Source organism: Photobacterium sp. S4TG1, from assembly GCF_036040035.1.
In the GTDB taxonomy this organism is placed as follows: Bacteria; Pseudomonadota; Gammaproteobacteria; order Enterobacterales; family Vibrionaceae; genus Photobacterium.
Map to the genome: position 1 here is coordinate 123,767 of NZ_JAYXUH010000005.1, position 15,160 is coordinate 138,926.

Below are 15,160 nucleotides of genomic sequence, written 5' to 3' on the forward strand. Positions count from 1 at the left end.
GGTTTGTGACTAGAAAAAAAATAGCAGCGATATGGATTGGTGTTGCCAGTTTACTTGCTGTATCAACGTCAGCTTATAGTGCGACGTGTTCAAATAATAGCGATGTGCTGTCATTATGGAACAATAGTGCTAGCCGTAGTGCGATCACGCGGTTTGTCAATGAAGTGACAACGGTTGGAAATCCTGATTTTGTAAAACCCAGTGCCCGTATTGCGGTATTAGATAATGACGGAACTTTATGGCCTGAAAAACCAACTTATACGCAGTTTTTGTTTGCCTTTAGTCAAATAAAGCACGAGAGTGCGCAACACCCTGAATGGAAAACAGAAACACCGTATAAGTGGGTATTAGATAACGACACTAAAGCTATTTTTGCAAAAGGTTGGGGGGCATTACTGCCTATTCTTGCTACATCACAAGCAGGATTAACCCCTGAACAATATAACAAAGATGTTTTAAATTGGCTTTCAACAGCGCAATCACCTCGTTTTAAGCGCCCTTATACTGATCTTGTTTATCAACCGATGATAGAGTTGATTGATTATCTCCATGCACATCAGTTTAAGGTATTTATTGTAACTGGTGCTGGTGGTGCGTTTGTTAAACCATGGAGTGAAGCTATTTATCACATTCCAGCTGAAAATGTGATTGGTACTGCGTTTGGTTACACTTACAAAGATGGCTCATTAATTAAAAATAATAAGCTGGTGTATATTGATGACGGCCCACAAAAGGCGATCAATATTGCGACGATTATAGGTAAACGTCCTATTTTTGCTGTTGGCAACTCGACTGGCGATAAAGCAATGCTTTCATGGACAACATCTCAAAAAGGGGCAAGCTTAGGTATGCTAATCCATCACACTGATAGCAAGCGTGAATGGCAATATGGTGCTGATTCTTTTGAAGGTAAATTTACACCTGCATTGATGCAAGCGGCAAAGCAGAATAAATGGCAAGTGGTTGATATGAAAGATGATTGGTGTCGTATTTTTCCTACGAAAGCGGAACGCCGTCCATTATAGTTAGATTTTCTTTTGTGACGTAGTGTTGAGGAGATACAACACGCCTGTAAAGCTGTACTAAAAAAGCCGAGTAAGAGTGTAATCTTAGCTCGGCTTTATCGTGTTTAGTCTCGTTTAAATTACTTCTTCAAACGAGTGATTTTAGTTGCTTTACTGCTAATAGCTTTGCGTAAACGTGCACGACGCTCTGCAGCTGATTGATCTTGAGTCGGGTTATTTTGGCGACCCGCACGATCACGGTAAGCGGCTTTAGTGTTCATTCGCTCAACTAAGGCTTCACGGCTCTTAGGCTCGTAGCCTTCTAATTGTACGCGGTGAATACGTTGATTAATCAATCGTTCGATTTGAACTAATGTTAATTCTTCTTCACGGCTTACAAATGATATTGCATTACCTTTTTGTCCCGCACGGCCTGTACGACCAATACGGTGAACATAGTCTTCTGCAAGGAATGGCATATCGTAGTTAACAACATAAGGCAAGTTTTGAATATCTAAACCACGAGCAGCAACTTCTGTTGCGACCATAACGCGTGCTTTACCTTCTTTAAACTCTTCTAATGCACGACGACGAGCACTTTGTGCCTTGTCACCGTGACAAAGAACCGCTTTAATACCATCAAGCTTTAGTTCTTTAACCAGTTGGTTAGCTGTTTCTTTGTAGTTTACAAATACAAGTACTTGAGGCCAGTTTTTCTTACCAATTAATTCAGATAGCATTTCACGTTTGCGATCTTCATCAACAGGGTATACCACGTGAGCCACGGTAGAAGCTGTACTATTTTCTGGTGTAACTGTAATGCGTTGTGGTTTACGAAGAATATCGGCTGCTAATGCGTTCATTTGTGCTGATGATGTCGCAGAGAACAACATAGTTTGGGGTTTTGTTCGAATATCTTCTAGAATAACGCGAATCGCACCGATAAAGCCCATATCAAGCATACGGTCTGCTTCATCAAATACTAAAAATTCTAGGTTAGCTAATGAAACGTTATGTTGTTCCATATGTTCAATTAAACGACCCGGTGTCGCAACTAGAATATCAACACCTTGCTCTAGGCGTTTTTCTTGCGTTGCCATTTTTTTACCACCAAAAACAGCCGTACAATTAATGTTGGTGTATTTAGCGTAATCGTTAATGTTTACTGAAATTTGCTCAGCTAATTCGCGCGTTGGTGCAAGAATCAATGCACGAACGTTAAAACGGCTTTTTGTTGCTGGCTTATCCAATAATTTTTGAATAATAGGTAATGAGAAGGCTGCAGTTTTGCCTGTACCTGTTTGTGCTAAAGCTAAAATGTCAGCACCACGTCGTGCTTGAGGAATTGCTTTTTGCTGAATTGGGGTTAATTTCTCGTAACCAATATCGGTTAATGCTTTAACAAGCTCTGGAGAAAAACCTTGAGATAAAAATGACATGCTGTGTTCCTAAACTGTCGGCCTATGCCGATTACATTCATAAACTAATGATTATGGTGAGTTTATGAATGTAATCCGCGAATAAAATGATGACCGCATATTATAATTGATTGTAGATTATTGCGCTACCGTATCCTGAGCTAATATAAACCCCGCATTACGCGGGGTTGATAGCATCATTGATGACAGCAGAAAGCTTACTTAAATTCAGCTTTGCGCATGCGGTTTAATACCGCCATAACTTCAATGACACGAGGTTTAGCCATTTCACCATATTTGGGCATCATATCAGCCCAATTATCGTGCAACATATTGGCAAACGCACGAGTAGGATTTTTTTCCCAACCTTTTGTTTGTGCGAGTTGGAACCATAAGTAACCAATAGCTAATAGTTGGCTAGAATGAGCAATTTGCTCTAATGCTTGCAAATCAATGTATTCACGACCAAAACGAAGAGACGTCTTGTCTTTAACTTGAATACGGAATTTACCTTCTTCTAGCATTGCTTGTAATGCACTGCGGTTTATTTGACGTGTGCGAGGATGAACAATAACCTCTGTTCCTTCTTGCTTACGACGTGTTGGGTGAGACGCTACCACAGCACGTGCTTTTTCTGTCACATCAACGGCATCATAGTTGTGCATTTGAATCACAGTGTCAGCAACATCAAGGTAGTCACCAGAACCACCCATTACCAACATTACTGAGATGTTGTGTTGATCGCGTAACAGTGCAATACGGTCAACTAATGGTGTAATTGGTTCGTCTTCTTTACAGATTAGTGCTTGCATACGCTCATCACGAATCATGAAGTTAGACGCTGATGTATCTTCATCAATTAATAAGGCTTCAGCACCTGATTCAATTGATTCTTGTAGCCATGATGCCTGCGATGTTGAACCTGACGCATTTTGGCTGCTAAAAGCAGTTGTGTCTTTACCCATTGGCAAGTTGCTGATGTAAGGTGATAGATCAACATTGTGAACACAACGACCATCTTCAGCGCGAATTTTAGCCGCAGCATAATTGGTAACTACATACTCACGACCATCGCCTGGTATATGATCATATACTGAGCGTTCAATAGCACTTAGCAGCGTTGATTTACCATGGAAACCACCACCAACGATCAGTGTAATACCTTCAGGAATACCCATACCACGAATTTTGCCTTTATGGGGCGCTTCTAATTCTACGGCTAGATTATCAGGACTTAGGAATGGCACTGCATCTGTAAGTGGTAAATCACTATTACCCGCAAGGCGAGGTAATAAACTACCATCGGCAACAAAAGCCAATAATTTATGTTGTTTAAGTTGGCTACGTAGCGCAACTTGATCTTCAACCGCTTCACAGTGACGTTGTAACTCATCCATAGGTAATTCACGTGCAATAGTGGCGCGACGAATCATCTTTGGTAAGTAAAAGGTCAGTAGGTTAAGGGTTTTTTTCGCAATAATAGTACGGCCATCAGAAGGCAGATTAATGCGGAAACGTAATTCAATGCCTTCTTCATCAAACACGACGGAAGTGCGATCAAGAATGGTTTGTCCAGGCATGTCAATTAAGACAGCATTATCTTGCTGGGATAATTCAGCAAAGAAGCGTGCAATAAAATCACGAGCTGCACGTTGATAATCAGTCGATTTTTCACGTAGCCATTCAAGGTCTGTTAATGACCAAGCGCGACGGGCACGAACGCGAGAAGCTGGCGCAAAAGGATCCGACTGAACGGTATCGATAAAAAAGTCGAAATCAACAAAGTGATATTCACCGCGCATACTTGAATAGCTACGGTAGTTATGACGGTCAATTTTATGGAGTTTGGCTTCGAGTAATTGCATATCGCCCCGATATCGTTCGTTATTAAATACAGAGCGCATAATGAGGTTGGCTCTAGTCGCTGGATATTACACTAAACCCTGACTTTTAGCATGAAAACTTTATCTAGGTCACAAAAAAACGTCCCAAAGCTCAAATGTTTTAGAACGAATAAATAACAAAATGTAAAGAAATATTATAGCAACTAAAACGGTCTAGTACTGAGATGGTCATTATGAAGCAAAGCTTTATTTATGAGCCATAGGAACAATAAATTCTGCCAACATGGCTGTAAATGCTATATTGGAATATTTATTCATTGTATGTATATGTTTATTGTTGTTTTTTTAGGTCTGATGAATTAATTAAATTTATATAAAAATTTCAATATAGTTTAGAACACTAAAATGTTGTTTGTTAGAAGTGATTATTAGTACTAAAAATGAAATTGTAAGTAAAAGTAAACTATTTTCATCTTTTCTATTACTCAATACTGGTTATCTTTGCTGTTATGATGCATTCTTAAAAGATAAAACAACAAAAAATTACATAAAACCAATGAGTTATTCCTTTTTGGTATAATTTATCTGTATTGTGTAACAATGATTATCAAGGTAACAACTATGAATAAACCCCAGCTTAAAGCCATTGCCGAAAACGCTTTTTTCTCTATGTTTCGTCGTAAAGCTGATGTGTGTGATATTCAGGAAACCTTTTATGGTTGGGTAGTTTTTCTTGCCTCAGGGAAGTCGAAAATTGTAGTTAAATTTTCGCGTGAAGTAGGGCGTATTGGTAAAGAAGTCGCGAGTTTAGTGCAGTTACGTAAAATTGTGTCATGCCCTGTGCCTGAGATTTATTTATTTGGCCGAGAAGATGGGTATGATTATATCGTCTTAGATTGGTTAGATGGGGTCTCTGCGCACCAATTACCTGAAGATTCTAAAGCGGTAATGACATTTAGAGAAGATTATACTGATATTTTATTGGCATTACATGAACACCAGCATCCACAGGGGTTTGAACTGTCAAATGGTCAATTTAGTCAGAGTTTAAGCTCAGCATTTGATGATTGGATGGGAAGTGTATACCACTATTTGATGAGTGCTGGTTCACCTTTTAGCACAAAATTAAAAGAGAAATTTGCTGATCTTTGGGAAAGTCGAACAAAAGTTTTAGCACCGATTGCACATGAGTCGTCATCTTTTGTACACGATGATTGCCATATTGCGAATGTGCTATTTGATCCAGTCACGTTCAAAGTTGCAGGATTATTAGATCCTTGCGATAGTGGTTTTAAGCATCGAGAATTGGATGTTATTCATTTATTCGATGTACGTAGTGATTTACATATCGCAGAACGTTATCTTGAAAAAAGTCATTTAGATGATGGTTTTGAAGCGCGACGTCATTTTTTTAGTTTATGGGATGACGCTAAACATAGTCGCAATATGGGTTGGTATAATGAACAATGGTTAACCAATAAATTTTCGCTATATGAATCAGTAATACAATAAAGATATACCTTGGACAACATAGAATTATTTGGCATAACATGAATCTAGGTATTATGGTTAGTTATGGTTTGTAAAAATGTAAAGGAAGATGTGATTTATGAAGAAAACGGCAGTAGGTTTATTAACCTTGTTTCTTTTTGGTTGTGCTCAGCAATTACCTATCGAAGATGAGCAACAAACTACAGCATCGGTAGCAAAGCCAATTACTAAACCATTAGCATTTGCATCAATGGTGACGGCTGCTGAAATAAAAGCAGCTGCAAAAGCACAAACTGCTGCCGCTGAAAAAAAAGCATCCCAAAAGCATCAACAGGCTTTAGTTAAAAAGGATGTGACAACAGATAAAATCACGGCGTCAACGGCATCAGCAAAGCTAGCTTCTGTTGATCATAAACAAAAGACGGCAACACCAAAGACAACTAAAGACGGTATGTTAGTTTTAGGCCACCATGAGTGGGTGCTGATATTATCAGGAACTAAACATATTTCTGCTTATATTGATCCTAAATCACCAACGTCTCGTATTGGTATTAAAGATTTAGTGGAATTTGAGCGTGATGGTGATAACTGGGTGAAGTTTAACTTTCAAGGAAAAGAGTATAAATACCCAGTAAAATCATGGTCAAAATCTGATGATAGAAAACGATTACCCGTCGTATCACTACGAACCAAATTAGGCGATCGTAATGATGAAGTTGAATATCAATTGATTGATGGCGGTAATGGGGTTGTTTTAGGTGAAAACTTTATGCGAGATGTCGCGGTACAGAATAGCAAACGTCAATACGTGCAGCCACAAGCAAAGTAAATTTTTTTAATATTAAGCTAGCGATATAAGAAACGGCATTGATCTTATTTAAGATACATGCCGTTTTTTTGTTGTAGATTAGTGCGCTCTATTCAGTAACGATAACTTCGTAGCTACCAAACTTACGAATATTAATCACGCCAGTATCAAACAATAAATACTGACCTTTAATTCCTTCAAGAATACCACTAACAACAGGCTCTTTATCAAAATTGTGCGATGCTATTTTAGTTGGAAACTGATCAACAGGATAATGAATATCCACAATACTATTATCTAAATATTCGATTGCATCTTCGCCAAATTCAGCAGTGATTTCAGCTAATTTCTGCTTGACTTGTGGTAACAATAATTGAGCTTGTTGCTGTAAATCGATATCGTCATTATTACCTTTTAACATTGTGCGCCAATTGGTTTTATCTGCCACCATTTCAGCAATCGCAACTTCTACAAGGCCGGATATCTGGCGTGTTTTTACTTTTAATACTGCAAGAGCTTGAGTTGCACCCTGATCAATCCAGCGAGTTGGAAGCTGAGTATGGCGAGTGATACCAACTTTAAGAGCAGATGTATTAGAAAGATAAACATAATGAGGCACCATGCAGTTTTCTTCACCCCATTGTGGCTCTCGGCAAGTTCCCTGAGCATAATGGCAAGTTTCTGGTTTCATTATGCACATATCGCAACTTGCGAGTTTTTTCATACAAGGAAAACAATGCCCTTGAGAATAGCTTTTTTTGGTTTTTTTCCCGCAAGAACAGCAAAAGATATTTCCTGTATGGGTGAGAGTTAGTTGTTTACCAATATAGGGATTAAGGTGTAGCTGCTGCTCACCAATTGGGAGATAGTAATCAACTATATCTCCAAGTGATGATTTCATTTTACTGAGTGTACCTTGCATGCTCATGCTCACTATTAAATGTTTTTTAGAGTGTATCAGTGATTTGAAACAAGACCTAAATATCTTGGGGGGATTGAGACTAAAGAGTGGACGTTATAATTCAATGAATTCCCTTTTAATATATAAATATTGACTATAATTAAAGAACTATTCATTTGTCATCGTGAAGAGGTCAAATATGAAAGATAAAATTAAGAGGCTAATAAATGCTTATATAAAAATAGTAAGTAGCAAGCAGATCCATAATATTTACAAATAACAAACCTACAATAAGTGTGGGTGTAAACCTATTTATTACGTTCAATCGATGAAGCTATTATAAAATGAAAGTTAAAAACAAGAAAACCCAAGAATATTGACTATTCTTGGGTTTTATAATATCTATTTATTAATGTTGTAAATGACGTGAACTGTGTTTTTCTAGCTTTCTAAATAGCAGTGATAAGCTAAAGCATAATAAAAAATAAACGGCACCAACAATGAGCCATATTTCAAAGATAAATCCAGAGGAGTTAGCAATCTCAGAGCCAGTAAAAGTCAGTTCTTGTATCGAAATTAATGAAATAATGGATGAATCTTTTACGATTGATATAAATTGTCCCGCTAGTGTCGGAACAATAGCTGTTAATGCTTGTGGAAATATAACAAATCGAAATCGACTATAGGTTGACAAGCCAAGTGAATCTGCCGCTTCCCATTGCCCCTTACTAATAGTATTAATGCCTGAACGAATAATCTCAGCAATATAAGCTGCCGCAATAAGCCCTACACATAGAACCCCTGAAAATAGGTTTTCCCATAGGTTACTGTGTCCAAATAAAACAACCTGTAATGCGTTTTCTTGGCCATTATAGTGACGAAAAATACCACTCAAACCAAGTAATGGTACTAACTGGTTTGAAATGAAAAAATAGAAAATAAACACAAAAACAAGTGGCGGAATATTTCGCAATATTTGAATGTAACTACTTGAAATAATGCGTATTATTTTAAAGGGTGAGAGGTTGGCCAGAGCGAGTAACAAACCAAATGTAGCGGCAAAGATCATTCCCCAAATACTGACCCGAATAGTGCTAATGATACCTAGTATAAAATAAGGTAAACCACCATCATGGCTGGATGTGAAAATGCGCTCAAATGCTTGACGCCAATGCCAATGGTAATGAATACCTATAGAAGAACGATAAGCTATCCAGCCCAGAAAACAACCAATAATAATCAATAAAATAATATCGAGTTTATTTAGTTTTAAATTAAAGCGACGCTTTGCAGGAGGGCATGATCCCTCCTGCATTATTTTGCCACCTGACGTTTTAGCGACAGTCATTATTAATTATTCTCGTTAACCAGGTTTTGCCAGTTAGTTGTTTTAAACCAATATTGGTAACGATTATTTAACCACCCATCTTCTGTACGTACTAGGATCCAGTTATTAAGGAAATTGAGTAGGTTAAAGTCGCCCTGACGAATCGCAAAACCGGTAGCGTAACGCGTTAATGGCTTTTTAAATGGCATAAATAAGCTATCTGGATTCTTAATAACCATTTGCTCTGGTGTTGGTGTTGATGCTAGTGCAGCTTGCGCATTACCATTAAGTACTTCTTGGAATGCTTGAGTTTCGTCATCAAACTGACGTAGTTTTGCTTTTGGAAATAACTTACGTGCAGTTTGAACTGGGTAAGCACCGCTACGAACGGCAATTGTTACACTGCGCTTATTATAGTCAGCAATCGTGGTCATTTTTGATGCCAGTGTTTTGCTAGCAACCATTTGAACCGCAGAATATGAGTATGGATGAGTAAATAGTACACTCATATTACGTTCAGGGGTAATGGTTAAGCCGCCAATAATAACATCAAATTTACCTGCTAATAGCGCAGGAATAATACCATCCCAAGCGGTTGGTACGAACTCGACCTTTAATCCAGCATCAGCCGCTAAACGTTTAGCGACATCAACTTCGAAACCAATTAAATCGCCTTGTTTATCACGCATAGCCCAAGGAACAAATGTTGATAGACCAACCCGTAATGTACCGCTTTCTTTTATTTGTTGTAGTGCATTACTGTCGTCTGCTGCAAAGGCATTGTTAGCACCTAATAAGCAAGTAAAAACGGTAATTAATACCGCAATAAAGCGTTTCATAGCTTTCTCCATAGATGTGCATATAAATTTAATGATTAGGGATACTTAAACGACGCTCTAGCCAAACGGCTAATGCTGATAATGTTAAAGTTATACAAAGATAAATTGCTGCCACAGTGAACCAAACTTCAAATGGCATTGCAGTGTCTGCGACAATATTACGTCCTTCTGTTGTCAGATCGAATATAGCCATAATACTTACAATGGAAGAGTTTTTTACTAATGAGACGGCTTCATTTGTGAGCGGTGGAATTATTTTTCTAAACATTTGTGGAATAACAACAAATCGGTAACTATCAATTTGTGATAAACCTAAACTTTCTGCGGCTTCAAGCTGACCAAGAGGGATCCCTTGTAGTCCGGCTCGAAAAATTTCAGCACTATAAGCCCCTTGAAATAAAGACAGCGCTAAAATAGCCGTAGTGGTGCGATCAATGCCTAATACCGGGCCAAAGACAAAATACAGTAAGTATATTTGCACAAGTAAAGGTGTGCTTCTAATTACCTCAATATACCCACGAGCTAGGCTTCGGCCGACAATAGAGTCAGACATGCGTAATAATGCTGTGATAAAACCGATAAAAATAGTACAGATTAAGCTGATACTAGAAATTTTCAGCGTTATCATTAAGCCTTCAAGTAAGTCACCTGGGTACCATTGGCCATCTTCTTTAAACCAAAGATATTCAGGAATACGGTACCATTGCCAATGATAATGCATGGCTTTTGCACCGCTATTGAGTAGTAACATGATGATAGAAGCGACACAAATCACCTGTAAACAAATAGCGATAATTTTAGGAATTCGAGATCGCGTATTGTGGGTCATTATTTTGATCTCAATAGCTAAGGATATTTTCTAAAAATTGTTGTGTACGCGTATGCTGAGGATTATCAAACAATTGCGTAGGAGGGGCTATTTCAACAATTTCACCTTGATCCATAAATATTACTCGATCTGCAACTTGACGAGCAAAGCCCATTTCATGCGTTACACAAACCATAGTAATGCCATCATCAGCGAGTTCTTTCATAACATCAAGAACTTCACGAATCATTTCCGGATCAAGGGCAGAAGTAGGCTCATCAAAAAGCAATATATTGGGTTTCATACATAAAGAACGGGCAATCGCTACACGTTGTTGCTGACCACCTGAAAGTTGCCCTGGAAATTTATCCGCTTGGTGACCAATATTAACGCGGTCTAAAAACTTACGAGCTAAAATCTCGGCATCTGTTTTTGACATTTTTAATGCGCGACGAGGAGCTAAAGTTAGATTATCTAAAACCGTCATATGAGGAAATAAATTGAAGTGCTGAAAAACCATACCAACTTGACCTTTAATAGTATGGAGTTGCTTGTGGTTTAATACATGTCCAGCAACTGTAACCTCACCATTATCATATTTTTCTAATCCATTTATGCAGCGAATCAATGTTGATTTTCCTGAACCCGATGGTCCACAAATGACCAGTCTTTCACCTTTAGTAATAGAAAGATTAATATTTTTGAGTGCATGATAATTGCCATACCATTTGTCAACATTATTAAATGTGATTATGTTTTTTTCTAGCAACACGGCATTCCTTAAATTTAATAGACATCTATTTATATGATCTTTAGTTATGTTTTTTTATGATTAAAGAATACATATTTATTGAATTAACATGTCAATATTTGGTCAATGTAATATTAATAACACATTGAGCACATGCATATTCTTTGCGTATAAAATTTTTGATTATTAATAATTTTCAAGAGTATATTTTACCGTGTTTCTATTCTTACGTGTAATAATATATCCTATATTTTTGATGTTTCTGTTCATACATTGTCATTTATATGTGAAACAGTGCAGAGGTGGATAGTAAAACTGATGTATTGATGCAAAATTTGATTCAATAACCGTTTGCACTCTGAGTTTTTAAAAGATAAGTTAAACAAATGTATCATGATTAATATTATATGGTTATTTGTCTCTGCAAGCTAATCGTTGGGTATTAAAAGGAATTATAGGAAGTAAAAATATGCATCAAACGGATGATATTCGTATCAGTGAAATTAAAGAGCTTTTACCACCGATTGCAGTGTTAGAGAAGTTTCCAGCATCTAATGCTGCGGCTAAAACCGTCTATGAATCACGTAAATCAATTCATAACATTCTCAATGATCAAGATGACCGTTTATTGGTGATTGTCGGACCTTGTTCGATTCATGATCCAGAAGCAGCATTAGAATATGGAAAAAAGCTGAAGAATTTAAGGGATGAACTTAAAGACGATCTTGAGATTGTCATGCGAGTTTATTTTGAAAAGCCACGAACAACAGTTGGTTGGAAAGGGCTTATCAATGACCCATATATGGATAATAGTTTTCAATTGAATGATGGTTTACGTATTGGTCGAAAATTATTAGCTGATCTTACAGATTTAGGTTTACCTACTGCTGGTGAATTTTTAGATATGATCACGCCTCAGTATATGGGGGATCTCATTAGTTGGGGTGCGATTGGTGCTCGAACAACAGAATCACAAGTGCACCGCGAACTGTCATCTGGGCTATCTTGTCCTGTTGGTTTTAAAAATGGTACTGATGGTAATATCAAAATCGCCACGGATGCTATTGGATCAGCAAGCGCGCCTCATCATTTCCTATCTGTGACTAAATATGGCCATTCCGCCATTGTTGCTACGGCTGGTAATGAAGATTGCCACATTATATTACGCGGTGGTAAAGCACCTAATTACAGTGCTGGCGATGTTAATGCAATTACACAGCAACTTATGGACGCCGGTTTACGTAATAAATTGATGATTGATTTCAGCCATGCAAATAGTTCAAAACAATACCAACGACAAGTGATTGTGTCTGAGGATGTTGGCCAACAAATAGCTAGCGGTAATCATGCTATTTTTGGTGTAATGATTGAAAGTCATCTCGTTGAAGGCCGTCAAGATATCGTTGATGGCAAAATACCGACTTATGGTCAAAGTATTACTGATGCCTGTATTGGCTGGGATGATACTGACAAAGTTTTACGTCAACTTGCTACAGATGTCAGAATTCGCCGCCAAAAATAGTGGTTTATTTATTTAATAAGTTTAAATAAATACGCATTTTGAAGCCCCTACTTAGTATAAAGTAGGGGCTTTTTTATTGGTAATATCGATATCCATCGTTAAACTCAATATCAAATTCATTACCATAATCATGTTGATTTACCAGATTTTCATTAAACGGAAATTGACAGTATATATAATAATCATGATGTAGGCCGTTAATGATAAAAGCATTAAAAATATCATGGGTATCAGCTATGAGTGTTTTTTTATTCATAATGACTCCAGGTTACTTTTATGATGGTAACGTGAAACACGATTTTACTTGTTAAGTATATGTGGTGATATTATTTTTATGTAAGTTAAAAATTTAAAATGTACAGTTAATGGGACACTATTTGTTAATGTTGTTTACTAAAAATGCTGTTATTTTCTAAGTTTGTTATCAATAATAAGAGGGAGATACATTTGGTTAATCGTTGAATGTGTCGATATTCATCTTTTATCATTGAGTAAGGAGAAGATGATGCATAGTCTAAAATGGATATTCAACATCAAAAGTATATTGATATTAATGCTTTTTTTGGGGGAGTACACGAACGTAACTTATGCCGATAATCTCTATTCAAAGCATTCTAGTGCCATTTCAGCAACTCAAATCTATATTAATCAGCAAACAGTTTATCAACAACCGCAACAAAATATTCTTTATCATCCAACGTTAGGATATATGGACTATCAACAAATTTGGTGTAATGACACTCATCAACAGCAAACCATAAACTATCAACGTTTTATTTCCAAGGTATGTCATGAAAGAAAAGGGGAGCTAATTAACCATTGGTGTGCTTTATCTGATTCACATCAACCACTTTTCTATACTTTCATTGCACCTTATGATGCAAATTGTAGTGGTAATAGTGCAACAATTGTCCACATTATAGAAATAATTCCTGAGGCTAACAAAGATCCAGCAACAGCTGTGGCATGGATAAAAAGCGCAAAAAGTCTTGGCTTTTAACCATACTATTGTTAACTGTTATACCATTGCTTAAATAATTGCCGACTGATTATTTGGTTCAGGTTATGCCTCATCGATGTTGTGTTAGGGGTCTTCTGGCTGAAGTCTTTTGGTGGTGCGGGTACGTTATGACCGTTATAAATGACACTGTAACTTTTATTAACATCAATAACTATTTTGTAATTATTTCCGCGTATTTGGGGAAGTATAAAATTCCCATTACTAGCAATGTTAAAAGTTAACTCTTTAGGGTATTCATTAAGGATTTTTGTAGCATATTCCTGCGTCAGTTTTGTTACTAACACTTTGTTATTATAAAGTATCAAGAAATTAACGATAGGATCTTTAATTTTATTGCTCAATAGTAACGGTGATAGTTTTTGATAAAATGCTTTACTTGAAATGTTAATTTGGTTTTGCTCGTTAAGCAGTGCTCTATCGATATTATTTTCCATTGCAATCGTTAACTTCTTATATTGCTGAATATAGTTATCGATCATATGTTGGGATTGTTTGCCCATATTAATAGTACGTTTGATTGCTAAATTATTATTTGCCACCATGAGATCTTTCTGTAAGTAATGGTCAAAAACTTGTTTATTATAATTCGCTTCAAAATAACCATTAAGACGTACCATTGTTTTCCATAATTCTGGTACATATGTGTTCATGATAAGATTTATTTTTGACTGATATTTCTGTGGTATTTTACTAATTAGTTCTTCTTTATTATAATAAACACATATATCAGGTGATGTGAAAGTGATTTGGCGATACTCGCCTAAATATTTTGAACAATGCAGTGTTTTATCTTTTTTATATTTAAACTTAATATTAGATACTAGATCTAATGTAAGGACATCATCAAGTAAGATTTCTTGTAAATCATTATTCAATGAGCGACGAAGCTTTATATAATATTTTTGTTTTTCTTTGATCTTGTTTTTTATGAGGGTTATTTCTTTAAGGTGTTGTTTTTCATCTTTTTTTACTATATCTAGGTGAGCATTTACAGATGCTAGTTCGTGTTGGTAATACATCAGTTTAGAATTGATTTCTGCTTGAAGTTTTCTTTTTATAATATTAACTTCAATCATATTTTTCTTATATATTAATGCGCTATTATTTAGAGCTTGAATAAATATAGCAGCATTTTCTATATGTGTTTGATTAAATTGATAGATTAAATTATTTATATCTTCAAGATAATGCGGATTAGATAACCAGTTAGAGCGAATTAACGATTTAGATGCATATTCAAGATTTTTAAAATCTAAAGGTGTTTTAAATGGACTACATTTATTAGTAATAATAAACCCTTGTTGTTTTTGATCGGGAATAATTTCGGGTTGGATATTAAAAGAAGAATAATCAATATGGCTCTCTTTATCACAGCCTGCAACCATGCATAACATAATAATAAAAAAATTGCGCGAGATGTTCATAT

The 15,160-nt window shown here is 36.4% G+C and carries 14 protein-coding genes; 5 read left to right on the plus strand and 9 right to left on the minus strand.

Annotated elements, in window-relative coordinates:
• Window positions 1-5 precede the first annotated feature (5 nt).
• Window positions 6-1,025, plus strand: a complete 1,020-nt coding sequence (locus VXS03_RS08725) for an HAD family hydrolase (RefSeq protein ID WP_327763258.1) — start codon at window positions 6-8, stop codon at window positions 1,023-1,025.
• Window positions 1,026-1,144: 119 nt separating this feature from the next.
• Here VXS03_RS08725 and VXS03_RS08730 read toward each other — a convergent pair whose 3' ends face one another.
• The gene (locus VXS03_RS08730; RefSeq protein WP_327763259.1) at window positions 1,145-2,443 is read right to left on the minus strand and encodes a DEAD/DEAH box helicase; all 1,299 of its coding nucleotides are present in this window, start codon (window positions 2,441-2,443) and stop codon (window positions 1,145-1,147) included.
• 197 nt (window positions 2,444-2,640) lie between these two features.
• On the minus strand, window positions 2,641-4,287 hold the full coding sequence (locus VXS03_RS08735; RefSeq protein ID WP_327763260.1) for an ABC-ATPase domain-containing protein: 1,647 nt from the start codon (window positions 4,285-4,287) through the stop codon (window positions 2,641-2,643).
• 600 nt (window positions 4,288-4,887) lie between these two features.
• Between VXS03_RS08735 and VXS03_RS08740 the strand changes: the two genes are divergently transcribed.
• Together VXS03_RS08740 and VXS03_RS08745 are read left to right on the plus strand one after the other, a co-directional pair.
• Window positions 4,888-5,778: a phosphotransferase gene (locus VXS03_RS08740; RefSeq protein WP_327763261.1), complete on the plus strand. Its 891-nt coding sequence runs from the start codon at window positions 4,888-4,890 to the stop codon at window positions 5,776-5,778.
• A gap of 97 nt (window positions 5,779-5,875) precedes the next feature.
• Window positions 5,876-6,586, plus strand: coding sequence for a putative ATP-dependent zinc protease (locus tag VXS03_RS08745; RefSeq protein ID WP_327763262.1), 711 nt, complete (start codon window positions 5,876-5,878; stop codon window positions 6,584-6,586).
• Between the two features lie 88 nt (window positions 6,587-6,674).
• Here VXS03_RS08745 and VXS03_RS08750 read toward each other — a convergent pair whose 3' ends face one another.
• The 5 genes from VXS03_RS08750 to VXS03_RS08770 form a co-directional block, all read right to left on the minus strand.
• A complete protein-coding gene (locus VXS03_RS08750; RefSeq protein ID WP_327763263.1) occupies window positions 6,675-7,499 on the minus strand; it encodes a DUF2797 domain-containing protein in 825 nt (274 codons plus the stop codon).
• Window positions 7,500-7,875: 376 nt separating this feature from the next.
• Window positions 7,876-8,781, minus strand: coding sequence for an ABC transporter permease subunit (locus tag VXS03_RS08755; RefSeq protein ID WP_327763424.1), 906 nt, complete (start codon window positions 8,779-8,781; stop codon window positions 7,876-7,878).
• Window positions 8,782-8,816: 35 nt separating this feature from the next.
• A complete protein-coding gene (locus VXS03_RS08760) occupies window positions 8,817-9,632 on the minus strand; it encodes a transporter substrate-binding domain-containing protein (protein WP_327763265.1) in 816 nt (271 codons plus the stop codon).
• Between the two features lie 28 nt (window positions 9,633-9,660).
• Window positions 9,661-10,461, minus strand: coding sequence for an amino acid ABC transporter permease (locus tag VXS03_RS08765; RefSeq protein ID WP_327763267.1), 801 nt, complete (start codon window positions 10,459-10,461; stop codon window positions 9,661-9,663).
• A 10-nt stretch (window positions 10,462-10,471) separates the two neighbouring features.
• Complete coding sequence (locus VXS03_RS08770; RefSeq protein ID WP_442957433.1) at window positions 10,472-11,209, minus strand: amino acid ABC transporter ATP-binding protein; 738 nt, start codon at window positions 11,207-11,209, stop codon at window positions 10,472-10,474.
• A 451-nt stretch (window positions 11,210-11,660) separates the two neighbouring features.
• On the opposite strand from VXS03_RS08770, the gene aroG reads away from it, so the two are divergent.
• Window positions 11,661-12,713 (plus strand): 3-deoxy-7-phosphoheptulonate synthase AroG, encoded by a 1,053-nt coding sequence (gene aroG / locus VXS03_RS08775; RefSeq protein WP_327763270.1) that lies wholly within the window; start codon window positions 11,661-11,663, stop codon window positions 12,711-12,713.
• A 73-nt stretch (window positions 12,714-12,786) separates the two neighbouring features.
• Here aroG and VXS03_RS08780 read toward each other — a convergent pair whose 3' ends face one another.
• Complete coding sequence (locus VXS03_RS08780) at window positions 12,787-12,969, minus strand: hypothetical protein (protein ID WP_327763271.1); 183 nt, start codon at window positions 12,967-12,969, stop codon at window positions 12,787-12,789.
• A gap of 297 nt (window positions 12,970-13,266) precedes the next feature.
• On the opposite strand from VXS03_RS08780, the gene VXS03_RS08785 reads away from it, so the two are divergent.
• Window positions 13,267-13,713 (plus strand): hypothetical protein, encoded by a 447-nt coding sequence (locus VXS03_RS08785; RefSeq protein WP_327763272.1) that lies wholly within the window; start codon window positions 13,267-13,269, stop codon window positions 13,711-13,713.
• An 11-nt stretch (window positions 13,714-13,724) separates the two neighbouring features.
• Here VXS03_RS08785 and VXS03_RS08790 read toward each other — a convergent pair whose 3' ends face one another.
• Window positions 13,725-15,119: a hypothetical protein gene (locus VXS03_RS08790; protein ID WP_327763273.1), complete on the minus strand. Its 1,395-nt coding sequence runs from the start codon at window positions 15,117-15,119 to the stop codon at window positions 13,725-13,727.
• Window positions 15,120-15,160 lie beyond the last annotated feature (41 nt).

What these genes read in the sequence shown, in the direction of transcription:
- VXS03_RS08730 (WP_327763259.1), bottom strand. Translation starts at nt 2,443, where the DNA reads ATGTCATTTTTATCTCAAGGTTTTTCTCCAGAGCTTGTTAAAGCATTA.
- VXS03_RS08735 (WP_327763260.1), bottom strand. Translation starts at nt 4,287, where the DNA reads ATGCAATTACTCGAAGCCAAACTCCATAAAATTGACCGTCATAACTAC.
- VXS03_RS08740 (WP_327763261.1), top strand. Translation starts at nt 4,888, where the DNA reads ATGAATAAACCCCAGCTTAAAGCCATTGCCGAAAACGCTTTTTTCTCT.
- VXS03_RS08745 (WP_327763262.1), top strand. Translation starts at nt 5,876, where the DNA reads ATGAAGAAAACGGCAGTAGGTTTATTAACCTTGTTTCTTTTTGGTTGT.
- VXS03_RS08755 (WP_327763424.1), bottom strand. Translation starts at nt 8,781, where the DNA reads ATGCAGGAGGGATCATGCCCTCCTGCAAAGCGTCGCTTTAATTTAAAA.
- VXS03_RS08760 (WP_327763265.1), bottom strand. Translation starts at nt 9,632, where the DNA reads ATGAAACGCTTTATTGCGGTATTAATTACCGTTTTTACTTGCTTATTA.
- VXS03_RS08765 (WP_327763267.1), bottom strand. Translation starts at nt 10,461, where the DNA reads ATGACCCACAATACGCGATCTCGAATTCCTAAAATTATCGCTATTTGT.
- aroG (WP_327763270.1), top strand. Translation starts at nt 11,661, where the DNA reads ATGCATCAAACGGATGATATTCGTATCAGTGAAATTAAAGAGCTTTTA.
- VXS03_RS08780 (WP_327763271.1), bottom strand. Translation starts at nt 12,969, where the DNA reads ATGAATAAAAAAACACTCATAGCTGATACCCATGATATTTTTAATGCT.
- VXS03_RS08785 (WP_327763272.1), top strand. Translation starts at nt 13,267, where the DNA reads ATGCTTTTTTTGGGGGAGTACACGAACGTAACTTATGCCGATAATCTC.
- VXS03_RS08790 (WP_327763273.1), bottom strand. Translation starts at nt 15,119, where the DNA reads ATGGTTGCAGGCTGTGATAAAGAGAGCCATATTGATTATTCTTCTTTT.